This is a genomic window from Streptomyces apricus (genome assembly GCF_008369065.1).
GTDB classification, from domain to species: domain Bacteria; phylum Actinomycetota; class Actinomycetes; order Streptomycetales; family Streptomycetaceae; genus Streptomyces; species Streptomyces apricus.
In genome coordinates this window covers 1,054,763-1,077,704 of sequence record NZ_VDFC01000046.1, presented here as the reverse complement: position 1 = coordinate 1,077,704, position 22,942 = coordinate 1,054,763, and the positions used below count along the sequence as shown (strand labels likewise).

Genomic DNA, 22,942 nt, shown 5'->3' with positions numbered 1-22,942 from the left:
TTTAGGGGCGCGGGGAACTGCGCAATCTTTTGCTTCTAGGGGCGCCCACTCACCGCTCACGCCCCACAAACGCAAGCGGCCCGACACCTCAAAGAGGTGCCGGGCCACTTGCACGAATCAAACCGTACGGAACGCCAACACCACGTTGTGCCCCCCGAACCCGAACGAGTCGTTCAGCGCGGCGATCCGCCCCTCGACGGGCAGCTTCCGCGCCTCCCCGCGCACGATGTCCGCGGTGGCCTCCGCCTCCGGGTCGAGGTTCTCGACGTTGATGGTCGGCGGCGCGATCCGGTGGTAGAGCGCCAGCACCGTGGCGACCGACTCCACACCGCCGGCGCCACCGAGCAGGTGCCCGGTCATGGACTTCGTACCGGACACGGCGAAGTGGTCGGCGTCGTCGCCGAACACCTTCCGCAGGGCCTTCAGCTCGGCCACGTCACCGGCCGGCGTGGAGGTCGCGTGCGCGTTGACGTGCACGACCTCCGCCGGGTTCAGGTCCGTGTTGTCGAGCAGGTTCTGCAGGGCGTGGGCGATGCCCCGCCCCTCCGGCTCCGGCTGCACGATGTCGTGGCCGTCGGCGGAGATGCCCTGGCCGACCGCCTCCGCGTACACGCGGGCACCGCGCGCCGCGGCGTGCTCGGCCGACTCCAGCACGATCACGCCCGCGCCCTCGCCCAGGACGAAGCCGTCCCGGCCGATGTCGTAGGGGCGCGAGGCGCCCTGCGGGTCGTCGTTGTTCTTGGACATCGCCATCATGTTGCCGAACGCGGCGATCGGCAGCGGGTGGATGGCCGCCTCGGTGCCGCCGGCGATCACGACGTCGGCGCGTCCGGTGCGGATCATCTCGATGGCGTAGCCGATGGCCTCGGCGCCCGACGCGCAGGCGGAGACCGGGGTGTGCACACCGGCGCGGGCGCCGACGAGCAGGCCCACGTTGGCCGAGGGGCCGTTCGGCATGAGCATGGGGACGGTGTGCGGGGAGACGCGGCGTACGCCCTTCTCCTTCAGCACGTCGTACTGGTCGAGCAGGGTCGTCACGCCGCCGATGCCGGAGGCGATGACCGCGCCGAGCCGGTCGGGGTCGACCGTCGCGCCCGGTGCGCCGTCCTCGGACGCCTCGGCGCCGGCGGCACCGGTGTAACCGGCGTCCGCCCAGGCCTCCTTGGCCGCGATCAGCGCGAACTGCGCCGAGCGGTCAAGACGGCGGGCCTGCGGGCGCGGAATGACCTCGCCCGGCTCCACGGCGATCTGTGCCGCGATGCGGACCGCCTGGTCGGCGGCCCATTCCTGCTCCAGGGGGCGGACACCGGAACGTCCGGCGACCAGGCCCTCCCAGGTAGAGGCTGCGTCGCCACCCAGCGGTGTGGTTGCGCCGATACCGGTGACGACCACGGTGCGATTGGTCGGGCTCACGGGAATTCTTTCTCCAACGGATACGAGGATCAGCGGCGCCACCGCCGGGTGGCGGGGCTAGGTCTTGTCAGACACGGCCTAGCAGCGTCCGGGGTGAGCGGGTGGCTCAGTCCTGGTGCTTGAGGATGTACTCGGTCGCGTCGCCGACCGTCTTGAGGTTCTTGACGTCGTCGTCGGGGATCTTGACGTCGAAGCGCTCCTCGGCGGCGACGACGACCTCGACCATGGAGAGCGAGTCGACGTCGAGGTCGTCGGTGAAGGACTTCTCCAGCTGGACGTCCTCGACCGGGATGCCGGCGATCTCGTTCACGATGTCGGCGAGACCGGCGACGATCTCTTCCTGAGTGGCGGCCATGTCAGGCGCTCCTTCTTGTGTTTCCAGAGGGTGTGGCGGTACTCCCGGTCCGGAACGTTCCGGACGGGGTGCCTAGGGGAGGGTAACGACCGTCGCGGCGTACACGAGACCCGCCCCGAAGCCGATGACGAGCGCGGTGTCGCCGCTCTTCGCCTCTCCGGTCGCCAGGAGCCGCTCCATAGCGAGCGGGATCGAGGCGGCCGAGGTGTTGCCGGTGGTGCGTACGTCACGCGCGACCGTGACGTGCTCCGGCAGTTTGAGCGTCTTCACCATCGAGTCGATGATCCGCTCGTTGGCCTGGTGGGGAATGAAGACGTCCAAGTCTTCCGCAGTGAGTCCGGCGGCCTCCAGCGCCTCCTTGGCGACCTTGGCCATCTCGAACACGGCCCAGCGGAACACCGCCTGGCCCTCCTGCGTGATCGCGGGGAACTTGACCTCGCCCCGGGAGTCCAGCGGCAGCTGGGACACGTCGGCGCTGCGGAAGGCGTCCCAGGACACGGTCTGCTTGATCGTGTGGGACTTGTCGCCCTCGGAGCCCCAGACCGTGGGGCCGATGTGCGGCTCCTGGGAGGGGCCGACGACGACCGCGCCCGCGCCGTCACCGAACAGGAAGGCCGTCGCGCGGTCCTCCAGGTCGGTCAGGTCGGACAGCCGCTCGACACCGATGACGAGCACGTACTCCGCCGAACCCTCGACGATCATGCCCTTGGCGAGGGTCAGTCCGTAGCCGAAGCCGGCGCAGCCCGCCGAGATGTCGAAGGCCGCGGCCTTCGCCGTGCCGAGCTTGTCGGCGATCTCGGTGGCGATGGCCGGGGTCTGGGCGAAGTGGGAGACGGTCGAGACGACGACCGCGCCGATCTGCTCGGCGGTGATGCCGGCGTCGGCGATCGCCTTGCCGGACGCCTCGATCGACATGGCGGCGACGGTCTCCTCGTCGTTCGCCCAGTGCCGGGTCTCGATGCCGGAGCGCGAGCGGATCCATTCGTCGGAGGACTCGATGCGCTCCAGGATCACCTCGTTCGGCACCACGCGCACGGGGCGGTAACCGCCCACACCGAGGATCCGCGCGTACGGGGAGCCCTTGCGGGCCTTGATCTTCGACATGCTCTGTCGGCTCCTTACGCGCTCAGGCCGAGGCGTGCTCGGCGATGAGCGCGCGAGCCGCGTCGAGGTCGTCGGGTGTCTTGAGCGCCAGCGTCTGCACGCCGGGCAGCGCGCGCTTGGCGAGACCGGTCAGCGTGCCGCCGGGGCACACTTCGAGCAGCGCGGTCACGCCGAGCTCCTCGAAGGTCTCCATGCACAGGTCCCAGCGGACCGGGTTGGCGACCTGGCCGACCAGGCGGGCGACGACCTCGGTGCCCGTGGCGACGGTCCGGCCGTCCTTGTTCGAGACGTAGGCGACCGTCGGGTCGGCCGGCGAGAACTCCGCCACGGCCTCTTCGAGGACACCGACCGCCGGAGCCATGTGGCGGGTGTGGAACGCGCCCGCGACCTTGAGGGCCACCACCCGGCGTACGCCTTCGGGCTTGTCGGCGTCCAGGGCGGCCAGCTCCTCCAGCGTGCCGGCGGCCACGATCTGGCCCGCGCCGTTCACGTTCGCCGGGGTCAGGCCGAGCTTCTCCAGGTGCGGGATCGTCACGGCCGGATCGCCGCCGAGCAGCGCGGCCATCCCGGTCTCGGTGACGGCGGCGGCCTCGGCCATCGCCAGACCCCGCTTGCGCACGAGCGTCAGGGCGGTCGTGTCGTCGAGGACACCTGCGAGGGCGGCGGCCGTGATCTCGCCGACGCTGTGCCCCGCGACGGCACCGGGTGCCACGTCGCCGAGCGCCGAGGCGGACAGGAGACCCGCGGCGACCAGCAGCGGCTGGGCGACGGCGGTGTCCCGGATCGCGTCCGCGTCGCCTTGCGTTCCGAAGTGGGCAAGGTCGAGCCCGATGGCGTCCGACCACGCGGCGACGCGGTCGGCGGCGCCGGGGAGGTCGAGCCAAGGAGTCAGGAAGCCGGGCGTCTGGGCACCCTGGCCGGGAGCGACGAGTACGAGCACTCTCACACTCTCTCTTGAGGACGGGCACGGCCGCCCGTGGGGACAGGGACGAAGAACACGAAGGGGAATTGTAGGGCCCCGACAAAAGGCTAGAGTTGGGGATCCCCATCGGCCAGACGCCCCAGGATGAGCGCGATCCGCAGCGTGAACGCCGAACGTACGTCGGAGGGTGACCATCCGGTGACGTCAGTCACACGTCGGAGCCGGTAGCGCACGGTGTTGGGATGCACGAAGAGCATGCGCGCGGCCCCTTCGAGACTGCTCGCCTGTTCGAGGTAGACGCTCAGCGTCTCCAGGAGCGCGGAGCCGGCCTCCTCCAACGGTCTGTAGATCTCCTCCACCAGCTGATCGCGCGCCGCGGGGTCACCGGCGATCGCGCGCTCCGGCAGCAGATCGTCCGCCAGGACCGGGCGCGGGGCGTCCTGCCAGGCGAAACACGCCTTCAGCCCGGCGGCGGCGGCCTGCGCGGAGCGGGTCGCGGCGAGCAGGTCGGGGACCACGGGACCGGCCACCACGGCCCCCGGGGCGTACGGCCCGATCAAGGACTTGGCGACGCCGATGGGGTTGTCGCTGCCGCCCGCGATGACCACGAGGCGGTCACCGAGGACGCCGGTGAGCACCTGGAGCTTGGCGTGCCGGGCGGCCCGCCGGATGGCCTCGACGGTCAACTCGCTGTCACCGTCGGGTGCCGTGCCCAGCACCACGCACACGTGCTCGGGGGAGTTCCAGCCGAGGGCCGCGGCGCGGGACACCGCCCCCTCGTCCGCCTCGCCGGAGAGCACCGCGTTCACCACCAGCGACTCCAGCCGGGCGTCCCAGGCACCGCGTGCCTCGGCGGCCTGGGCGTACACCTGGGCGGTGGCGAAGGCGATCTCCCGGGCGTACACGAGCAGCGCCTCGCGCAGCACGTACTCGTCGCCCGGGACCGCGACCTCGTCGATCGCGGACTCCATCACCTCGATCGTCGTACGCACCATCTCCACGGTCTGGCGCAGGGTGATCGCCCTGGTCAGCTCGCGGGGGGCGGTGCCGAAGACGTCCGTGGAGATCGCCTGGGGCGCGTCCGGGTGCCGGAACCACTCGGTGAACGCGGCGATGCCGGCCTGGGCGACGAGGCCGATCCACGACCGGTTCTCCGGGGGCATCGCCCGGTACCAGGGCAGCGTCTCGTCCATGCGCGCGATGGCCTGGGCGGCGAGACTGCCGGAGGACTTCTCCAGCCGCTTCAGGGTCGCGGTGTGCGCCTGGGCGGCGCGGGCGGCGCGTTCGGTGTTGCTGGGTTCGGGTTCGGGCACGGAACAAGACTGCCTCATCAGGGGCGGGGGATGCGGCAGAGGGTCGCAGGTCGCACGCCCGACGGGTCTACCGTGGGACATGTGATGGACGTACGGCGCGCCGACGAGCGCTACCGCGGAGGCGATCCGGCAGCCGGGATCGAGTCCCTGCACGCCTTCTCCTTCGGCCCGCACTACGACCCGGACAACCTCCGCTTCGGCGCGGTCCTCGCCTGCAACGAGGAGCGCCTCGCGCCGGGCGCCGGCTTCGGCGAGCACCCGCACAGCCACACCGAGATCGTCACGTGGGTCGTCGAGGGCGAGCTCACCCACCGGGACAGCGCGGGCCACGAGTCGGTCGTACGGCCCGGCGACGTCCAGCGCCTCAGCTCGGCGGGCGGGGTCCGCCACGTCGAGCGCAACGACGGCCCGGTGCCGCTGCGCTTCGTCCAGATGTGGCTGGCCCCGCTGGAGCCGGGCGGCGACCCCGCGTACGAGATCGTCCACGGCATCGCCGACTCGACGCCGTACGCGCTCCCGGAGGCGGGCGCGATGCTGCACGTGCGGCGCCTGGCCCCGGGGGAGCGGACCGCCGTCCCGGACGCGGGCCTGCTGTACGCGCATGTGGTGCGCGGCGAGGTCCTGCTGGACGGCGAGACGCTGCGCGCCGGGGACGCGGCACGCGTCACGGACGCCAAGGACCTGGAGGCGGTGGCCGGCAGCGGGGGCGCCGCGGAGGTGCTGCTGTGGGAGATGACGGCCGGCTGACGGCCCGGCGAAGGGGACTCAGCCCCTCAGCTCGGCCAGCACCGCGTCGGTGAAGGGCGGCCACGCCTCGGTCGCCCACGGGCCGAACGCCCGGTCCGCCAGCGCCACGCAGGCGGCCCCCGCGTCCGGGTCCACCCACAGGAACGTGCCGGACTGGCCGAAGTGCCCGAAGGTACGGGGGGAGGACGAACTCCCGGTCCAGTGCGGGGACTTGGAGTCGCGGATCTCGAAGCCGAGCCCCCAGTCGTTGGGGCTCTGGTGGCCGTACCCGGGCAGGACGCCCTTCGTGCCCGGGTACTGCACGCTCATCATCTCCGCGACCGTCCGCGGGTCGAGCAGCCGCGGCGCCTGCACCTCCGCGGCGAACCGCACCAGGTCCTCGACGGTCGACACGCCGTCCTTCGCGGGGGAGCCGTCCAGGGCCGTCGACGTCATCCCGAGCGGTTCGAGCACCGCCTGCCGCGCGTACTCGGCGAAGGGGATCTCCGTCGCCTTCGCCACGTGGTCGCCCAGCTGCTCGAACCCGGCGTTGGAGTACAGCCGCCGCTGCCCGGGGGGCGCCGTCACCCGGTGCTCGTCGAAGGCCAGCCCGCTGGTGTGCGCGAGCAGGTGCCGCACGGTGGACCCCTCGGGCCCGGCCGGCTCGTCCAGCTCGACGGCCCCCTCCTCGTACGCCACGAGCACGGCGTAGGCGGCGAGCGGCTTGGTGACGGAGGCCAGCGCGAAGGGCCGGCCGACGGGCCCGTGGGTCCCGAGGACGGTCCCGTCCACCCGTACGACGGCCGCCGCGGCGGCGGGAACGGGCCACTCTTCGATCAGGGCGAGGCTCTGCAAGGACATGGTCCAGAGCCTACGTCCACCGTTCGGCAGAGGACGCAGAGGACGGGGACGGGGTCCCCGCCGCTCAGAACTTCAACCGCATCAGCGGATCCGGCGTCCGGACGAACCCCATCGACGCGTACAGCGGCACGGCCTCCGGCGAGGCGGTCAGGTCGATCTGCCCGACCCCCTCCTCCCGGAACCACTCCACCAGCGCCTCCATGCAGGCCCGCGCGTACCCCCGCCGCCGCAGACCGGGATCGGTCGCGACGCTGAACACGTACCCGATCCGCCCGTGCGGGTTCCGGGGCCGCCCGATGCGGTACTCCAGGGTCCCCGCCACCAGCGCCGCCAGCGCCCCCGCCCGTTCCGGGTGGTCGACCACGAAGGCGGCGAAGCCCCCGTCCGGGTCGGCCAGCCGGCCCCGTACCGTGGTCAGGGACTCGGCCTGCCAGTCGGCGGACGGATCCGCCCCGGGCATCGAGTCGATCAGCACCTGGCGCAGCCGGAGCAGTTCGGCGGCGTCCCCGGGCACGGCGCGGCGTATGAGGCTCATGATCGGCACGGTAGTCGGCGCGGCGCCCCCTGTCGCCGGAATTCCGGTCGCCGGAATTTCACCGGCAGCCGCTTGCTTGGAGTGCACTCCAAGGTTTTAGCGTGGTGGTCATGACGGTGATGGAGACCACGGAGCCCGGGACCGACACCTGTGCCGACCCGCCGCGCGCCACGCGGCGTCCGGACGGCCGGGACCAGTACACGATCAGCGAGGTCGTCGCCTTCACCGGGCTGACGGCCCACACCCTGCGCTGGTACGAGCGGATCGGGCTGATGCCGCACATCGACCGCTCGCACACCGGCCAGCGCCGCTACCGCAACCGCGACCTCGACTGGCTGGACCTCGTCGGCAAGCTGCGGCTGACCGGGATGCCGGTCGCCGACATGGTGCGGTACGCGGAGATGGTGCGCGAGGGCGACGACACGTACGCCGAGCGCTTCGAGCTCCTGGAGGCGACCCGGCGGGACGTGCGGGCGCGGATCGCCGAGCTCCAGGACACCCTCGCCGTGCTCGACCGGAAGATCAGTTTCTACGCGGACGCCGGGCGGGCCCTGGCGTCGGAGGGGTCCCGATGACGGACGGCAGGATCGCGACGGCACGGCTCGGCACGGACGGCCCCGAGGTCGGGGTGCAGGGCCTGGGCTGCATGGGCATGAGCTTCGCGTACGGGCCCACGGACGCCCGCGAGGCGCGGGCCACGCTGGAGCGCGCGCTGGAACTGGGCGTCACGCTGTACGACACCGCCGACGCCTACGGGCAGGGCGACAACGAACGGTTCCTGGCGCCGTTCTTCGCGGCGCACCGGGACGAGGTCGTCGTCGCGACCAAGTTCGCGCTGACGATCCCGCCGGACGACCCGAACCGGCGCATCATCCGCAACGACGCGCCGTACGTCCGCCAGGCCGTGGAGGCGAGCCTGGAGCGCCTGGGCGTCGACGTGATCGACCTCTACTACATGCACCGGCGTGACGTGAACGTCCCCGTCGAGGAGACCGTCGGCGTGATGGCCGAGCTGGTCCGCGAGGGCAAGGTCAAGCAGCTCGGTCTCAGCGAGGTGACCGGCGCCGAGCTGCGGGCCGCGCAGTCGGTGCACCCGATCGCGGCCGTCCAGTCGGAGTGGTCGCTGTTCAGCCGGGACGTCGAGACGAGTGTGGTGGCGGCGGCCCGGGAGCTGGGCGTGACCCTGGTCCCGTACTCGCCGCTCGGGCGGGGCTTCCTCACCGGGTCCTTCGCGAACGCCGACAGCGACCTGACCGAGGGCGACTTCCGCCGCCGGCAGCCCCGGTTCACGGGCGACAACGCGGCGGCGAACGGGGCGCTGCTGGAGCCGATCCGCGAGGTGGCGAAGGCGCACGGGGCGTCCCCGGGGCAGGTCGCGCTGGCGTGGGTGCACCTGCGGGCGGCGGTCCACGGCTTGCCGGTCGTCCCGATCCCCGGCACGCGCAGCCGTGCGCGGGTCGAGGAGAACACGGCGGCGACGCGCCTCGTTCTGACCGAGGCCGACCTGGCGGTGCTGGACGCGATCGCCGGGCGGGTCGCGGGCGACCGCTACGCCGACATGACCTTCGCGGCGMCCAGCCGGGAGTAGCCTCCCGCGCTGATCTTGTTCGCCGGGTGCGGCCCGGCGGGGGCCGAGCGCGCAGTTCCCCGCGCCCCTAAGTATTTAGGGGCGCGGGGAACTGCGCGGGCAACCCCCACTCGGCCGCACCCGACGAACTCCGCGCGGCAGGGGCTTCTCAGGGGCGCGGGGAACTGCGCGACCAGCCTCCGCAGGGCCGCACCCGACGAACCGGCCTCACAGCTCGGCGAGCAGCTCCGCCTTCTTCGAGGAGAACTCGTCATCCGTGACGAGCCCGGCCGAGTGCAGCTCCCCCAGGTGCCGGATCCGCTCGGCGACGTCCCCCGGATCCCGGCGGACCGGAGCCGTCACCGCCGCGGCCCCCTCGGAGGGCGCCGCAGGCCCACCCGCCCGTACCGCCGCCAGGACGGCCGCCGCGAACGGCAGCGACTCGTGCACCGGCCCGTACCCCAGCCCGAAGACGACGGCACCCGGATCCTGATCCGGTGCCCCCGCCGCCGCACCCCCCTCCGCGCGGCGCACCAACCGCAGGTGCCCCTCGAAGAGTTCGGGCGAGCGCCACTCCACCCCGCACAGGTCGGCCACGGCGAACGTCTGGTCGCCGGCCTTCCACTTCGCGGACGAGGCCCCCGTCCAGAACCACCGGAAGACCACGGACCTCCCGTCGAAGGACGCCTTCGCGTCGTACGCCTTGAACTGCAGCGGCGCTTCGGGCGCCCGCACGAGATGGCGCTCGGCCGGCTCCGCGTGCCCCGGCGCGAGCGCGGCGCGCAGCTCGTCCGCGTAGTACTCGGCGAGCGTCTCCCGCTCGGCGGGCAGCACGAGGCGGTAGGGATCGGACGCCTCCTTGAGCTGCCCCGCGGCCGCCTCCATCAGCGGGTCCGCCCCCGGCCGCGGCTCGGCGCGCAGGACGACCGTCCCGCGCTTGCCGGGCGTCAGCGTCACCCCGGCGATCGCGTCGAGCGGGATGCGCCGCTCACCGAGCGCCTGGAACAGCTTCGGCGTGCGGATCCCCCGTTCGAAGCGGATGAGCACGGAGTCGGACCCGAACTCCCAGGCGGCATGAAATCCGGCCAGTACGTCACCCATGCGGGCCATCGTATGCGGCATGTGCTTCCTAGTCCCCTCCCTGAGCAGACCGCACTTTCGCCGTCCTCTACGCGCGTCCGGCTCCGGCCGCGCCGGACAGACCCTTGCGGCACACGTCGTCCTCGCGTTCCTCGTGCGCGCAGCGAACCGCGCGGTACGCGCCAATTCCGATCTCGGCGAAGTTCCGCAGGCTGTCGGTGCCGGGCTCGAAGTACCCGGTGTGGCCCTTCGCCCCGCGCGCGGACAGCACCCGCGCCCCGAACTCGGGGGACATCGGGTCGGCGCCGTGTCCGAGCCCGCCGAACTCCAGGTGCGGTACGTCCTCGATCCAGTCGTCCGCGTCCCGTACGGCCCACACCCGCGCCGCGGTACGCAGCTGCGAGGCCCGCTCGACCCGCATGCCCGGGCTGCCCGCGACCGCTATGTCGGAGACCCGCGGCGGCAGGGAGCGCGCGGCGACCCCGCAGACCACGGACCCGTAGCTGTGGCAGTACAGCGCGACGCGCGAGCGGCCGGGCAGCGCGCGCACGAGGGCGCCGAGGCGGACCGCGCCCTCCGCGGCGCGGACACCGGTGGCGGCGTCCATGCCCAGTCCGCTCGGCGTCGTGTAGTCGGCCCACGCGATGACGGCCGTACGCGTCCCGGGGCTCGCCTCGCGCTCCGCGCCGTACAGGGCCTTCGCCATGCCGACGGGCGCCGTGTACCTGCGCTCGGTGCGCTGGAAGGTCAGCAGGTCGGTGTCGACGCCGGGCACCACGACCGAGACCCGCTCGGCCCGTGCGAGGTCGCCGAAGACCTCCGCGACCCGGCCCGGACCCATCGGGTCGAAGGCGAGGATGCGGCGGCCCTTCGCCATCAATGCTTCGTAGCGGTGCATGCGGCGGCCCGCGTCGTACTGGCCGCCCGCGGAGAGCCGGCTGTCGCGCGTGCGCTTGAGCTCGGTCCTGCGTGCCCGGTCCAGGGCGATGCGGTTGGCGCGGTACCGCAGGGCGACGGGGGCGCCGTTCATGTTGCCGACCGCGAGCGGGTAGCGGGCGGCGAGTCCTGCCCGCTGCCGCGCGTCGAGCGAGGCGAAGAACTGGGCGAGCCGGACCGGTGTCGTGCTGTCCGGGTCCGGCAGCCGGTGTCCGTCCAGGTGGCCGCGTTCCCATGCGGCCCGGGAGGCCGCGAGGGGGGTGGCCGCCCCGCGGTGGTTGCGCACCGCGGTCCAGCCGGTGGTCCCGAGCATCACGAACACCACGGCCAGCGCGAGCAGCATGCGCCAGACGTTGAGTTGGGGGGTGGAGTCGAAGGAAGTCACTGAAAGGACACACTAGGAGAACGGGAGGGTCTCGCGTTAACCGAGTGACGCGGATCACGTTTTCATCGGGACGATCGGGGCATGCCCCTGCGGGCGGCCGAAGTTACTCCGTGTCCCCGCGGCCGTCCCCACCGCTGCGACCGTGCCCGCCGTCGCGTCCGGAACCCTCCCCGTCGCGCGTGCGCCAGTCCGTCGCCAGCGCGGGGCCCATCTGGTCCAGGTAGGACGTGGTCAGCTCGCGCATCGCGGCCACGCTGAAGTCCTCGCCCGCGCCCCACGCGCGGCCCGCCAGCCGCATCACACCGCCGAACAGGGCCACCACGACGCGCGGACGCGGATCGGCGTCCACGTCGACGCCCTCGCGCTCCGCGATCGTTTGGGCGAGCTGTTCCTCCAGCCCTTCCTGGCGGCGCAGGTGGACGGCGAGCAGGGCGGGTGTCGACTCGATCAACCGGAAGGTCCGCAGGTGCAGTTCGATCGGGACGACCGACTCGATGGTCTCCCCGATGGTGTCCCAGTTCGCCAGGACGGCCTGGCGCAGCGCCTGCGACGGGGCCTCGTGGGGCGGGCGCCGGCGCACCGCTTCGAGGAAGTGCGCCTCCACCGTCGTCTGGACGGCGAAGGCGGCCTCCTCCTTGCCGGCGAAGTACCGGAAGAAGGTGCGCTGCGAGACGTCGACGGCCTCCACGATCTCGTCGACGGTGGTCCGCTCGTAACCGTTGGCCGTGAACAGCTCCAGGGCGGCCCGCACCAGCGCGTCCCTGGTGCGCTGCTTCTTGCGCTCGCGCAGCCCCGGTCGTGACGCCGTCTCCATGACTCCCCTTCTCGTCCCGCGGCGACCATCATGCCCGCGGAGGACTCCCGGTGGCACGCGCACGGCCGTCGGTCCGGCGTAACCGCACGGGGGATGACGTGTCAGTTACTGACGTGTGAATTGGTTTGTCAAGTGTCAGCGGCTGTCACTAACCTCGAACGCATGACTAGTCAGACCACCGTCGACAAGACGGGCCCCGCCGACGAGGTTCCGGCGGGACCCGGACCGGCCCCGGCCAAGGGCCTGCGCGGCCACCCGTGGTTCACCCTGATCACCGTGGCCGTGGGCGTCATGATGGTGGCCCTGGACGGCACCATCGTCGCCATCGCGAACCCGGCCATCCAGAAGGATCTCGGCGCCACCTTCGCCGAGGTCCAGTGGATCACGAACGGCTACTTCCTCGCGCTGGCCGTCACGCTGATCACGGCCGGCAAGCTCGGCGACCGGTTCGGCCACCGCCAGACCTTCCTGATAGGCGTGGTCGGCTTCGCGGCGGCCTCGGGGGCCATCGGGCTCTCCGACAGCATCGCCTGGGTGGTCGTCTTCCGGGTGCTCCAGGGCCTGTTCGGCGCGCTGCTGATGCCGGCCGCGCTCGGCCTGCTGCGGGCCACCTTCCCGGCCGAGAAGCTGAACATGGCGATCGGCATCTGGGGCATGGTCATCGGCGCCTCCACCGCAGGCGGCCCGATCCTCGGCGGGGTGCTCGTCGAGCACGTCAGCTGGCAGTCCGTCTTCTTCATCAACGTGCCGGTCGGCGTCCTCGCGGTCGTCCTCGGCGTGGTGATCCTGACCGACCACCGCGCGGCCAAGGCGCCGCGCTCCTTCGACCTGCTCGGCATCGGCCTGCTGTCCGGCGCCATGTTCTGTTTGGTCTGGGCGCTCATCAAGGCCCCGGAGTGGGGCTGGGGAGCCGGTCTGACCTGGAGCTTCATCGGCATCTCGGTCCTCGGCTTCGCCCTGTTCGCGTTCTGGGAGAACCGGGTGCGCGAGCCGCTCATCCCGCTCGCCCTCTTCCGTTCCGTACCGCTGTCGGCCGGTGTGGTCCTGATGGTGCTGATGGCGATCGCCTTCCTCGGCGGCCTGTTCTTCGTCACCTTCTACCTGCAGAACGTGCACGGGATGAGCCCGGTCGACGCGGGCCTGCACCTGCTGCCGCTCACCGGCATGATGATCGTCGGCTCCCCGCTGGCGGGCTGGCTGATCGGCAGGACCGGGCCGCGCATCCCGCTCGCGGGCGGCATGGCGTTCACGGCCGTCGCCATGTTCGGCATCTCGACGCTGGACACGGACACCGGCAGCGCCGTCATGTCGATCTGGTTCGCCCTGCTGGGCCTCGGCCTCGCGCCCGTCATGGTCGGCGCCACCGAGGTCATCGTGGGCAACGCGCCGATGGAGCTCTCCGGTGTCGCGGGAGGCCTCCAGCAGGCCGCCATGCAGATCGGCGGAAGCCTCGGCACCGCGGTCCTGGGCGCCGTGATGGCCTCCAAGGTCGACAACGACCTCGCGGGCAACTGGGCGCAGGCGGGGCTGCCGAAGCTCGCGCCGGAGCAGCTCGACCAGGCCGCCGAGGCGGTCCAGGTCGGTGCCGCGCCGGTGGCGCCGGACACCCCGCCGGAGGTCGCGGCCAGGATCACGGACGTCGCGCACGACACGTTCATCTCCGGGATGAGCCTGGCGAGCCTCGTCGCGGCCGGTGTGGCGGTCGTCGCGATCTTCGTCGCCCTGCTCACCAAGCGCGGCGTCAACGCGGAGGCGGGCGGGGGAGTCGGCCACATCTAGGGGCCTGCTCCGTCATCTCCTTTACAGCCCCGCCGAGTTGTCCGGCGGGGCTTTCGCCTATCTGGGTGAGACCTTTCGGTATGACTTTCATATTGCGCGGGTCACGGGTCAGAGTGTTCTCAACTGATCCGCACGGAACGGGCAGTTCGGTTGACGGTGGGGCGTGCCGCCGGAGGGGGACGGCACGCCCCACCGTCGACGCGCGACCGGTGAAAAGAAGTACGGGTCTGAAGCGGGACGACCGGGGTACCCGGATTTCGAGCCAGAACCGACCGGCAGACGGTCGGCTCAGAGGTCCAGGGAGTTGATGATGGCGGGCTTCGGCCACACCACGCGCAAACACCCTCGCTCGCGTAGCCGTACGGGGTCACGATGGGGGTCCCCCCGGCCGAAGGTTGGGGGAGGGCCGGACAGCGCGACGCTCGGAATCATCGGTGTCATCTGCGCGGTCGCCGGTTTCTTCGTACTGGGGATCGTCCTCGGCCCGGCCGCGATCATCTGCGGCTGGCTGGCCATGGGCCGCCGCTGGAGCGGCACGCGCAACATGCCGGCACTGATCGCCGTGGTACTCGGTGCGATCGACACGCTTCTGGCCATCGTCTGGATGGCCGGGACGACGGGCACGGGCGGAATGATGTTCTGACACCGCCCACCATTCAATGTCCCCGCGCCCCTTTCAGGGGACGCGGGGACATTTTTTTACTGCCCCTGCTGCCGGCTGACCGTTGTCTGCGGCCCGGTGGGGGCTGATCGCGCAGTTCCCCGCGCCCCTAAAGACAAAAGCCGGGGCGCAGCCCCGCTTTTGAGGGGCGCGGGGAACTGCGCGACCAGCCACGACGCACCCGCACCCGACACACGAACCGCGCCGCGCCGGGCCGGGGCCAAGAAGGCCTAGGCGTCCCCGCCCGCGGCGCCCGGATCCGCCGCGGACACGTCCAGCAACTGGTACCGGTCGACCGCCTGCTTCAGCACCGACCGGTCCACCTTCCCCTCACGCGCCAGCTCCGTCAGCACCCCCACCACGATCGACTGCGCGTCGATGTGGAAGAACCGCCGGGCGGCCCCGCGGGTGTCGGCGAAGCCGAACCCGTCGGCCCCCAGGGACTGGTACGTCCCCGGCACCCACCGCGAGATCTGGTCCGGCACCGACCGCATCCAGTCGGAGACGGCCACGAACGGCCCCTCGGCACCCGAGAGCTTGCGCGTCACATAGGGGACGCGCTGCTCCTCCTCCGGGTGCAGCAGATTGTGCCGTTCCACCTCAACCGCCTCGCGCCGCAGCTCGTTCCAGGAGGTCGCCGACCACACGTCGGCCCGTACGTCCCAGTCCTCGGCGAGGATCCGCTGCGCCTCGACCGCCCACGGCACCGCCACGCCGGACGCCATGATCTGCGCCGGGACGGAGCCCGAGGTCCCGGGCGCGAAGCGGTGGATGCCCTTGAGGATGCCCTCGACGTCGACGTCCGCCGGCTCGGCCGGGTGCTGGATCGGCTCGTTGTAGACGGTGAGGTAGTAGAAGACGTCCTCGCCGTGCGGGTGCTCCTCGGAGGAGCCGTACATCCGCCGCAGCCCGTCCTGCACGATGTGCGCGATCTCGAACCCGTACGCCGGGTCGTACGCCACGCACGCCGGGTTCGTTGAGGCGAGCAGCTGCGAGTGCCCGTCGGCGTGCTGCAGCCCCTCACCGGTCAGGGTCGTGCGTCCCGCGGTCGCGCCCAGGACGAACCCGCGCGCCAACTGGTCGGCCATCTGCCAGAACTGGTCGCCGGTGCGCTGGAAACCGAACATCGAGTAGAAGACGTACACCGGGATGAGCGGCTCGCCGTGCGTGGCGTACGCCGAGCCCGCCGCGATCAGGGAGGCCGTGCAGCCCGCCTCGGAGATGCCGTCGTGCAGCATCTGTCCCGTCGGCGACTCCTTGTAGGCGAGGAGCAGTTCCCGGTCCACCGCCTCGTACTGCTGCCCGAGCGGGTTGTAGATCTTCGCGCTCGGGAAGAACGAGTCCATGCCGAAGGTGCGGTACTCGTCCGGCGCGATCAGCACGAACCGCTTGCCGATCTCCTTGTCCCGCATGAGGTCCTTGAGCAGCCGGACGAACGCCATGGTCGTGGCGATCGACTGCTGACCGGAGCCCTTCTTCACACTCGCGTACGTCTTGTCCTCGGGCAGCGCCAGCGGCTTCGACCGCACGACGCGCGTCGGGACGTACCCGCCGTTGCCCTTGCGGCGGTCGTGCATGTACTGGATCTCCTCCGAGTCCCGGCCCGGGTGGTAGTACGGCGGCGCGCCGGACTCCAGCTCCTTGTCGGAGATCGGCAGGTGCAGCCGGTCGCGGAAGCCCTTGAGGTCGGCGACCGTCAGCTTCTTCATCTGGTGCGTGGCGTTGCGGCCCTCGAAGTTCGGGCCGAGCGTCCAGCCCTTGACCGTCTGGGCGAGCACCACGGTCGGCTGGCCCTTGTGCGCCTTGGCCGCCGCGAAGGCCGCGTAGACCTTGCGGTGGTCGTGGCCGCCGCGGCCCAGGTGCAGGATCTGGTCGTCCGTCATGTTCTCGACCATGGCGCGCAGCCGGTGGTCGCCGCCGAAGAAGTGCTCGCGGATGTACGCGCCGGTCTCGGTGGCGTACGTCTGGAACTGGCCGTCGGGCGTGGTGTTCAGCTTGTTGACGAGCACGCCGTCGCGGTCCTGCGCGAGCAGCGGGTCCCAACTGCGGTCCCAGACCAGCTTGACGACGTTCCAGCCGGCGCCCCGGAACTGCGACTCCAGCTCCTGGATGATCTTGCCGTTGCCGCGCACGGGGCCGTCGAGGCGCTGGAGGTTGCAGTTGACGACGAAGGTGAGGTTGTCCAGGCCCTCGCGCGCCGCGATGGACAGCTGGCCGAGCGACTCCGGCTCGTCCATCTCGCCGTCCCCGAGGAACGCCCAGACGTGGGACTTCGAGGTGTCCGCGATCCCGCGCGCCTCCATGTAGCGGTTCATCCGCGCCTGGAAGATCGCGCCGAGCGGACCCAGGCCCATGGAGACGGTCGGGAACTCCCAGAAGTCCGGCATGGAGCGCGGGTGCGGGTACGAGGACAGCGCGTGCGGGGCCCGCGACTTCTCCTGCCGGAAGCCGTCCAGCTGCGCCTCGTCGAGGCGGTCCAGCAGGAAGGCGCGGGCGTAGATGCCGGGGGAGGCGTGCCCCTGGAAGAAGATCTGGTCGCCGCCGTCGCCCTCGTCCTTGCCGCGGAAGAAGTGGTTGAAGCCCACGTCGTACAGCGAGGCGGAGGACGCGAAGGTGGCGATGTGGCCGCCGACGCCGATCCCGGGGCGCTGGGCCCTGGACACCATCACGGCCGCGTTCCAGCGGGTCGCGTTCAGGATCTTGCGCTCGATCTCCTCGTTGCCGGGGAAGAACGGCTCGTCCTTGGTGGCGATGGTGTTGACGTAGTCGGTGCTGCGCATCTCGGGCACGGCGACGCGCTTCTCGCGGGCCCGCTCGATCAGCCGCAGCATGAGGTAGCGGGCCCGCTCCCGGCCGCGCTCGTCGACGGCGGCGTCGAGGGAGTCGAGCCACTCCTGGGTCTCTTCTGGATCGAAGTCAGGGACCTGACTCGGAAGGCCGCCAATGATGATCGGGTTGCGATCGGGTCCGGAAGCCACGCTGTTCCTTCGCTCTGGGGGGCCGCTTCTTCTCGGTTTTTTCTCTGGTTTTTCTCTGGTTTCCTGGGTGCCTGCGCCGTTCCCCATCGTGTACCTCGGGAACGGAAACGTCATCTCCACCGAGAGGTAACCGACACGTTCGTCCTGTTCTCCCCAGGGCGGATCCGTCACATCGCAACGATACGCCCGACCCATGACGCAAACCGCAAAGGCATTCGAGTCTCGTACCCTCGTAGGGTTCCTGAATTCACAAACAGGGCAGATTGGTGTGGTGTGTGTCACCTGAGGCTGTGATTCCCTGACTGGAGTTGCGGCGACACCGCCTGGATCGTCACCGTTTCGGCGGTCTCGACGGCCGGGTACTTGCGCGATCCGTCCCGCCCGTGTGGACTACGGCCAATGCTTCGCGCACGCGCGTGGCTTGAACTTCCCCGAGGCCCCGGCTTCGTCCGGGCCGGGGAGGACCCCATTACCGAACATGATCAGGAGGCAACCCGTGAGCGCGACCGCGGACCACGCGGAGGAGCGGACGAGCCTGGCCGCCAGGCTGGGATTCCAGCCCGAGCAGGTGGTCCAGGAGATCGGCTTCGACGATGACGTCGACCAGGAGCTCCGCTCGGCCATTGAAGAAGCAATCGGCAGCGAGCTCATGGACGAGGAGTACGACGACGTCGCCGACGCCGTGGTGCTCTGGTTCCGAGACGACGACGGCGACCTGACGGACGCGCTGGTGGACGCCACCACGTACGTCGAAGAGGGCGGTGCCGTCCTGCTGCTGACGCCCAAGACCGGCCGGGACGGTTATGTGGAGCCCAGCGACATCGCCGAAGCCGTGACGACCGCGGGTCTGTCCCAGACCAAGGGCATCAGCGTGGGGAAGGACTGGAGCGGCACGAAGCTGGCGACGCCGAAGACGGCCGCCAAGAAGCGCTGAGGCGCAGCCGAGGCCAGGAGGCCCCCGCCGACTCTGTCGGCGGGGGCCTCGTCCGTTGGCCCTGCGGGCCGCGCGGCGGGCGGTGCGTCGGCTGCGGGGCCGTCGTGGCCGGTCGCGCAGTTCCCCGCGCCCCTTACGGGGCTCCGTGGGGACTCTGCGTAGGGTGGGTGTCACCCGAACAGACTGATCCGACGGAAGGGACGCAGGACCATGGCCATCGAGGCGCTCGCGGTCGGCAGCAAGGCCCCGGACTTCGCGCTCAAGGACAACCACGGCGCCACCGTGCGGCTCTCCGACTTCCGCGGCGAGAAGAACGTCGTGCTGCTCTTCTACCCCTTCGCCTTCACCGGCGTCTGCACCGGCGAACTGTGCGAGCTGCGCGACAACCTGCCGCGGTTCGCCGACCGCGACACCCAGCTCCTCGCCGTCTCGAACGACTCGGTGCCCACCCTGCGCGTCTTCGCCGACCAGGAGGGCCTGGAGTACCCGCTGCTGTCGGACTTCTGGCCGCACGGCGAGGTCTCGCGCGCGTACGGCGTCTTCGCCGAGGACAAGGGCTGCGCGGTGCGCGGCACCTTCGTCATCGACAAGGAGGGCGTGGTGCGCTGGACCGTCGTCAACGCCCTGCCGGACGCGCGCGACCTGGACGCGTACGTACGGGCGCTCGACGCCCTGTGAGCCCGGCGCGGGCCCGCGGACGCCGCGCGCCGGCGGGCCCGAACGCCGACACTTCGGGATTCTTCCCGCCCCAGGGCCTGCGGGGACGGGGAACCTCTCACTAGGATCGACACGTTGATCCGATACCAACGCACTACGGGGCTTCCCGCCCCCGGACACCAATGGGAGGACTCGTGGGAGTCAGCCTCAGCAAGGGCGGCAACGTATCGCTGTCGAAGGAGGCCCCGGGCCTGACCGCGGTCATCATCGGTCTGGGGTGGGACATCCGCACCACCACCGGTACCGACTTCGACCTCGACGCCAGCGCCATCCTGACGAACGCGGACGGCAAGGTCAGCAGTGACGCCAACTTCGTGTTCTTCAACAACCTGAAGAGCCCCGACGGCTCGGTCGAGCACACCGGTGACAACACCACCGGTGAGGGCGAGGGCGACGACGAGCAGATCAAGGTCAACCTCGCGGCCGTCCCGGCCGACATCGAGAAGATCGTCTTCCCGGTCTCGATCTACGACGCCGAGAACCGCCAGCAGTCGTTCGGCCAGGTGCGCAACGCGTTCATCCGCGTGGTGAACCAGGCCGGCGAGGCGGAGATCGCCCGGTACGACCTCTCCGAGGACGCCTCGACGGAGACCGCCATGGTCTTCGGCGAGCTGTACCGCCACGGCGCCGAGTGGAAGTTCCGCGCCATCGGCCAGGGGTACGCGTCGGGCCTGCGCGGCATCGCGCAGGACTTCGGCGTCAACGTCTGAGCCGTTCCGTCCACCGGGGCCGGGCCCGTCGTGTCGTGCCCGGCCCGGGAGCACCACCCTTCCCGTCCGGCGCCGCACCCTCCCGGTGCGGCGCCGGACGCGGTAGTGCCACACACGAACCAACGGCTCGACCGGAGAGGACCAGAAACATGGGCGTCACGCTCGCCAAGGGGGGCAATGTCTCCCTCTCCAAGGCCGCACCGAACCTCACCCAGGTGATGATCGGGCTCGGCTGGGACGCACGCTCCACCACCGGAGCCCCCTTCGACCTCGATGCCAGCGCACTGCTGTGCAACGCGGGCCGGGTGCTCGGCGACGAGTGGTTCATCTTCTACAACCAGCTCAAGAGCCCGGACGGCTCGGTCGAGCACACCGGCGACAACCTCACCGGCGAGGGCGACGGCGACGACGAGTCCATCCTCATCGACCTGTCCAAGGTCCCCGCCAACGTGGAGAAGATCGTCTTCCCGGTCTCCATCCACGACGCCGACAACCGCGGCCAGACCTTCGGCCAGGTGAGCAACGCGTTCATCCGGGTGGTCAACCAGGCCGACGGCCAGGAGCTCGCCCGCTACGACCTCTCCGAGGACGCCTCCACCGAGACCGCGATGATCTTCGGCGAGGTCTACCGCTACAACGGGGAGTGGAAGTTCCGCGCGGTCGGCCAGGGGTACGCGTCCGGGCTGCGCGGCATCGCCCTGGACTTCGGGGTCAACGTTTCGTAAAGCGGGAAAGGCGCATGCTTCCCATGGATCCGTACCCGCTGGACCTGCGACTCTCCGGGGGGACGGCCCCAGCCCTCTCCTCCGGGGGGTCGGCCCTCTAGACTTCGGGGTCAATGTTTCGTAAAGCCGGGTACGGCGGGGGGAAACCCCCTCCGGACTTCGTCCGGGGGTAGCCCCCCAACCTCACGATTGGGTAGCCAGTGGTTCTGAAAACCTTCGGCTGGTCGTTCGCGGTCACCGCGCTCGGCCTGGTCGCAGCAGTGCTGATCGGCGGGTGGACCGCCTTCGGGATCGTGCTGATCCTGTCCATCCTGGAGATCTCGCTGTCGTTCGACAACGCGGTGGTCAACGCCGGCATCCTGAAGAAGATGAGTGCCTTCTGGCAGAAGATCTTCCTCACCATCGGCATCCTCATCGCCGTCTTCGGAATGCGGCTGATCTTCCCCGTCGTGATCGTCGCGATCAGCGCCTCGCTCGGCCCCATCGAGGCCGTCGACCTCGCCCTCAACGACGCCGACCGCTACCAGGAACTGGTCACCGACGCCCACCCCTCCATCGCCGCCTTCGGTGGCATGTTCCTGCTGATGATCTTCCTCGACTTCATCTTCGAGGACCGCGACATCAAGTGGCTGGGCTGGCTGGAGCGCCCGCTGGCCAAGCTCGGCAAGGTCGACATGCTCTCGGCGTGCATCGCGCTGATCCTCCTGCTGATCACCGCGCTGTTCCTGGCCCCGCACGCCCACCTGCACGCGGGATCCGCCGACAAGACCGAGACGGTCCTGCTCTCCGGCGTCGCCGGCCTCATCACGTACCTGGTCGTCGGCGGTCTGTCCGGCTTCTTCGAGAACCGCCTGGAGGAGGCCGAGGAGCGCGAGCACGAGGCCGAGGAGGAGGCCAGGGCCAAGGGCAAGGAGATCTCCGCCGGCGCCCTCGTCGGCAAGGCCGCCTTCTTCATGTTCCTCTACCTCGAAGTGCTGGACGCGTCCTTCTCCTTCGACGGCGTCATCGGCGCCTTCGCCATCACCAACGACATCATCCTGATGGCGCTGGGCCTGGGCATCGGCGCGATGTACGTCCGGTCCCTCACCGTGTACCTGGTCCGCCAGGGCACCCTGGACGACTACGTCTACCTGGAACACGGCGCCCACTACGCCATCGGCGCCCTGGCCGCCATCCTGCTGATCACCATCCGCTTCGAGGTCAACGAGATCGTCACCGGCCTCATCGGGGTCGTCCTCATCGCCTGGTCCTTCTGGTCCTCCGTGCGCCGCAACAAGGCGCTGGAGGCCGCGGGGGGCAAGGCCGACCCCTCGGACGACAAGACAGAGGTCTCCTCCGGGGTGTGACACCGGCCGGGTTGAGGAACGCTCTGTGAGGGCGGCCGCCGAGGAGTCCTCGGCGGCCGCCCCGCGTGTGGGGCCCCGATCGCCGTCGGGGCCGACGGAGAGGTATGGGGGCGGGAATGAAGTTCTGGGAGAACCTGTGGCGCGGACGGTCGACGCAGTTCGACTCGGGCAGCGCGGCGACCAACGCCATCGAGCTGACCAAGCGCCACCAGACGATCTCACTCACCAAGCAGGGCGCGGCCACCGGCAACCTCCGCATCAACCTGTCCTGGCGGATGCGGACCTCCGACATCGGCGGACCGCAGCGGGGCAGTCTGCTGCGGCACCCCTTCAAGGCCCTGAAGCCGGAAGTGGTGCAGGCGCACACCCAGTCCATGGTCAACGTCGACCTCGACCTGGGCTGCATGTACGAGCTGGCCGACGGCACCAAGGGGGTCGTCCAGCCGCTCGGCGGCTTCCTGGGGGACCTCAACGGCCCGCCGTACGTGAAGCTCAGCGGTGACGACCGCTTCGGCTCCGGGTCGGGCGAGACGGTCTTCGTCAACCTCGACCACCGCGAGCAGATCAAGCGGCTGCTGATATTCGTCTACATCTACGACCAGACGCCGGCGTTCGACCGTACGCACGCCATCGTGACGCTGTACCCGAGCAACGGGCCGCGCATCGAGATCGGGCTCGACGAGCGGCACTCGCAGGCGCGGTCCTGTGCGGTGGTCATGATCGAGAACGCGAAGAACGAGCTGGTGGTGCGGCGCGAGGTGAAGTTCGTGTACGGGTTCCAGGCGGAGCTCGACCGTCTTTACGGGTGGGGGCTGCAGTGGGGCCGTGGCTACAAGGCCAAGGCCGACCGCTGATTTTTTAGGGGCGCGGGGAACTGCGCGCCCAGCCACGGACGGCCTGCGGCCGGGGCGCTACAGGTCGTGGCTCGTCCGCGACCCGGTGGGGGCCGATCGCGCAGTTCCCCGCGCCCCTAAAAGACTGCGCAGTTCCCCGCGCCCCTAAGAGCAAAAGATTGCGCCGTTCCCCGCGCCCCTGAAAGGCGGACGAGGGGTCAGCGGCCGATGAACTGGGGGCCCTGGGG

At 70.7% G+C, this 22,942-nt stretch carries 22 protein-coding genes; 11 read left to right on the top strand and 11 right to left on the bottom strand.

Annotation, left to right across the window (positions count from 1 at the left end; genetic code table 11):
• Positions 1-117: 117 nt before the first annotated feature.
• From FGF04_RS25010 to FGF04_RS24990, 5 genes are all read right to left on the bottom strand, one after another.
• Entirely contained in the window at positions 118-1,413 is a 1,296-nt protein-coding gene (locus FGF04_RS25010) for a beta-ketoacyl-[acyl-carrier-protein] synthase family protein (RefSeq protein WP_149513501.1), read from the bottom strand.
• A 106-nt stretch (positions 1,414-1,519) separates the two neighbouring features.
• Positions 1,520-1,768 carry an acyl carrier protein gene (locus tag FGF04_RS25005; RefSeq protein ID WP_149513500.1) on the bottom strand — a complete coding sequence of 83 codons (249 nt, stop codon included), beginning with the start codon at positions 1,766-1,768 and terminating at the stop codon, positions 1,520-1,522.
• A 72-nt stretch (positions 1,769-1,840) separates the two neighbouring features.
• Positions 1,841-2,872 (bottom strand): ketoacyl-ACP synthase III, encoded by a 1,032-nt coding sequence (locus tag FGF04_RS25000; RefSeq protein ID WP_149513499.1) that lies wholly within the window; start codon positions 2,870-2,872, stop codon positions 1,841-1,843.
• Positions 2,873-2,894: 22 nt separating this feature from the next.
• Positions 2,895-3,812, bottom strand: a complete 918-nt coding sequence (locus FGF04_RS24995; protein ID WP_149513498.1) for an ACP S-malonyltransferase — start codon at positions 3,810-3,812, stop codon at positions 2,895-2,897.
• An 89-nt stretch (positions 3,813-3,901) separates the two neighbouring features.
• Positions 3,902-5,107 carry a PucR family transcriptional regulator gene (locus FGF04_RS24990; RefSeq protein WP_149513497.1) on the bottom strand — a complete coding sequence of 402 codons (1,206 nt, stop codon included), beginning with the start codon at positions 5,105-5,107 and terminating at the stop codon, positions 3,902-3,904.
• A gap of 84 nt (positions 5,108-5,191) precedes the next feature.
• On the opposite strand from FGF04_RS24990, the gene FGF04_RS24985 reads away from it, so the two are divergent.
• Complete coding sequence (locus tag FGF04_RS24985) at positions 5,192-5,854, top strand: pirin family protein (RefSeq protein WP_149513842.1); 663 nt, start codon at positions 5,192-5,194, stop codon at positions 5,852-5,854.
• Between the two features lie 18 nt (positions 5,855-5,872).
• Here FGF04_RS24985 and FGF04_RS24980 read toward each other — a convergent pair whose 3' ends face one another.
• Positions 5,873-6,694, bottom strand: coding sequence for a serine hydrolase domain-containing protein (locus FGF04_RS24980; protein ID WP_149513496.1), 822 nt, complete (start codon positions 6,692-6,694; stop codon positions 5,873-5,875).
• Between the two features lie 64 nt (positions 6,695-6,758).
• Positions 6,759-7,229, bottom strand: coding sequence for a GNAT family N-acetyltransferase (locus FGF04_RS24975; RefSeq protein WP_149513495.1), 471 nt, complete (start codon positions 7,227-7,229; stop codon positions 6,759-6,761).
• Between the two features lie 110 nt (positions 7,230-7,339).
• Between FGF04_RS24975 and FGF04_RS24970 the strand changes: the two genes are divergently transcribed.
• Together FGF04_RS24970 and FGF04_RS24965 are read left to right on the top strand one after the other, a co-directional pair.
• The gene (locus tag FGF04_RS24970; protein WP_149513494.1) at positions 7,340-7,804 is read left to right on the top strand and encodes a MerR family transcriptional regulator; all 465 of its coding nucleotides are present in this window, start codon (positions 7,340-7,342) and stop codon (positions 7,802-7,804) included.
• Positions 7,801-8,817, top strand: a complete 1,017-nt coding sequence (locus tag FGF04_RS24965; protein WP_149513493.1) for an aldo/keto reductase — start codon at positions 7,801-7,803, stop codon at positions 8,815-8,817. Before FGF04_RS24970 ends, FGF04_RS24965 begins: the two co-directional genes overlap by 4 nt.
• Before the next feature lie 207 nt (positions 8,818-9,024).
• Here the strand turns inward: FGF04_RS24965 and FGF04_RS24960 are convergent, their stop codons facing one another.
• The 3 genes from FGF04_RS24960 to FGF04_RS24950 all read right to left on the bottom strand — a co-directional run bounded on the left by FGF04_RS24960 (position 9,025) and on the right by FGF04_RS24950 (position 12,011).
• Positions 9,025-9,906 (bottom strand): DUF4429 domain-containing protein, encoded by an 882-nt coding sequence (locus FGF04_RS24960; protein WP_188114246.1) that lies wholly within the window; start codon positions 9,904-9,906, stop codon positions 9,025-9,027.
• Between the two features lie 58 nt (positions 9,907-9,964).
• Entirely contained in the window at positions 9,965-11,197 is a 1,233-nt protein-coding gene (locus FGF04_RS24955) for an alpha/beta hydrolase (RefSeq protein WP_149513491.1), read from the bottom strand.
• Between the two features lie 103 nt (positions 11,198-11,300).
• The gene (locus FGF04_RS24950; RefSeq protein WP_149513490.1) at positions 11,301-12,011 is read right to left on the bottom strand and encodes a TetR family transcriptional regulator; all 711 of its coding nucleotides are present in this window, start codon (positions 12,009-12,011) and stop codon (positions 11,301-11,303) included.
• A gap of 162 nt (positions 12,012-12,173) precedes the next feature.
• Here FGF04_RS24950 and FGF04_RS24945 point away from each other — a divergent pair, with 162 nt between their 5' ends.
• Together FGF04_RS24945 and FGF04_RS24940 are read left to right on the top strand one after the other, a co-directional pair.
• Positions 12,174-13,790: an MFS transporter gene (locus FGF04_RS24945; RefSeq protein WP_149513489.1), complete on the top strand. Its 1,617-nt coding sequence runs from the start codon at positions 12,174-12,176 to the stop codon at positions 13,788-13,790.
• A 307-nt stretch (positions 13,791-14,097) separates the two neighbouring features.
• On the top strand, positions 14,098-14,433 hold the full coding sequence (locus FGF04_RS24940) for a small hydrophobic protein (RefSeq protein ID WP_149513488.1): 336 nt from the start codon (positions 14,098-14,100) through the stop codon (positions 14,431-14,433).
• Between the two features lie 248 nt (positions 14,434-14,681).
• Here the strand turns inward: FGF04_RS24940 and aceE are convergent, their stop codons facing one another.
• Positions 14,682-17,429 carry a pyruvate dehydrogenase (acetyl-transferring), homodimeric type gene (gene aceE, locus FGF04_RS24935; RefSeq protein ID WP_149513487.1) on the bottom strand — a complete coding sequence of 916 codons (2,748 nt, stop codon included), beginning with the start codon at positions 17,427-17,429 and terminating at the stop codon, positions 14,682-14,684.
• A gap of 496 nt (positions 17,430-17,925) precedes the next feature.
• Between aceE and FGF04_RS24925 the strand changes: the two genes are divergently transcribed.
• The 6 genes from FGF04_RS24925 (at position 17,926) to FGF04_RS24900 (ending at position 22,715) form a co-directional block, all read left to right on the top strand.
• Positions 17,926-18,363: a DUF3052 domain-containing protein gene (locus FGF04_RS24925; RefSeq protein WP_188114209.1), complete on the top strand. Its 438-nt coding sequence runs from the start codon at positions 17,926-17,928 to the stop codon at positions 18,361-18,363.
• A gap of 210 nt (positions 18,364-18,573) precedes the next feature.
• A complete protein-coding gene (locus tag FGF04_RS24920; RefSeq protein ID WP_149513485.1) occupies positions 18,574-19,041 on the top strand; it encodes a peroxiredoxin in 468 nt (155 codons plus the stop codon).
• Positions 19,042-19,214: 173 nt separating this feature from the next.
• On the top strand, positions 19,215-19,790 hold the full coding sequence (locus FGF04_RS24915; protein WP_149513484.1) for a TerD family protein: 576 nt from the start codon (positions 19,215-19,217) through the stop codon (positions 19,788-19,790).
• Between the two features lie 149 nt (positions 19,791-19,939).
• Entirely contained in the window at positions 19,940-20,515 is a 576-nt protein-coding gene (locus tag FGF04_RS24910) for a TerD family protein (protein ID WP_149513483.1), read from the top strand.
• Positions 20,516-20,715: 200 nt separating this feature from the next.
• A complete protein-coding gene (locus tag FGF04_RS24905; protein WP_149513482.1) occupies positions 20,716-21,861 on the top strand; it encodes a DUF475 domain-containing protein in 1,146 nt (381 codons plus the stop codon).
• A gap of 116 nt (positions 21,862-21,977) precedes the next feature.
• Positions 21,978-22,715 (top strand): TerD family protein, encoded by a 738-nt coding sequence (locus FGF04_RS24900; RefSeq protein ID WP_149513481.1) that lies wholly within the window; start codon positions 21,978-21,980, stop codon positions 22,713-22,715.
• The last annotated feature ends 227 nt before the right edge of the window (positions 22,716-22,942 follow it).

Excerpts from the sequence above, each read along its gene's own strand:
- FGF04_RS25005 (WP_149513500.1), bottom strand. The coding sequence starts at position 1,768 with ATGGCCGCCACTCAGGAAGAGATCGTCGCCGGTCTCGCCGACATCGTG.
- FGF04_RS24940 (WP_149513488.1), top strand. The coding sequence starts at position 14,098 with ATGATGGCGGGCTTCGGCCACACCACGCGCAAACACCCTCGCTCGCGT.
- FGF04_RS24960 (WP_188114246.1), bottom strand. The coding sequence starts at position 9,906 with ATGGCCCGCATGGGTGACGTACTGGCCGGATTTCATGCCGCCTGGGAG.
- FGF04_RS24910 (WP_149513483.1), top strand. The coding sequence starts at position 19,940 with ATGGGCGTCACGCTCGCCAAGGGGGGCAATGTCTCCCTCTCCAAGGCC.
- FGF04_RS24920 (WP_149513485.1), top strand. The coding sequence starts at position 18,574 with ATGGCCATCGAGGCGCTCGCGGTCGGCAGCAAGGCCCCGGACTTCGCG.
- FGF04_RS25000 (WP_149513499.1), bottom strand. The coding sequence starts at position 2,872 with ATGTCGAAGATCAAGGCCCGCAAGGGCTCCCCGTACGCGCGGATCCTC.
- FGF04_RS24900 (WP_149513481.1), top strand. The coding sequence starts at position 21,978 with ATGAAGTTCTGGGAGAACCTGTGGCGCGGACGGTCGACGCAGTTCGAC.
- FGF04_RS24950 (WP_149513490.1), bottom strand. The coding sequence starts at position 12,011 with ATGGAGACGGCGTCACGACCGGGGCTGCGCGAGCGCAAGAAGCAGCGC.
- FGF04_RS24985 (WP_149513842.1), top strand. The coding sequence starts at position 5,192 with ATGGACGTACGGCGCGCCGACGAGCGCTACCGCGGAGGCGATCCGGCA.
- FGF04_RS24970 (WP_149513494.1), top strand. The coding sequence starts at position 7,340 with ATGACGGTGATGGAGACCACGGAGCCCGGGACCGACACCTGTGCCGAC.
- FGF04_RS24980 (WP_149513496.1), bottom strand. The coding sequence starts at position 6,694 with ATGTCCTTGCAGAGCCTCGCCCTGATCGAAGAGTGGCCCGTTCCCGCC.
- FGF04_RS24945 (WP_149513489.1), top strand. The coding sequence starts at position 12,174 with ATGACTAGTCAGACCACCGTCGACAAGACGGGCCCCGCCGACGAGGTT.
- FGF04_RS24975 (WP_149513495.1), bottom strand. The coding sequence starts at position 7,229 with ATGAGCCTCATACGCCGCGCCGTGCCCGGGGACGCCGCCGAACTGCTC.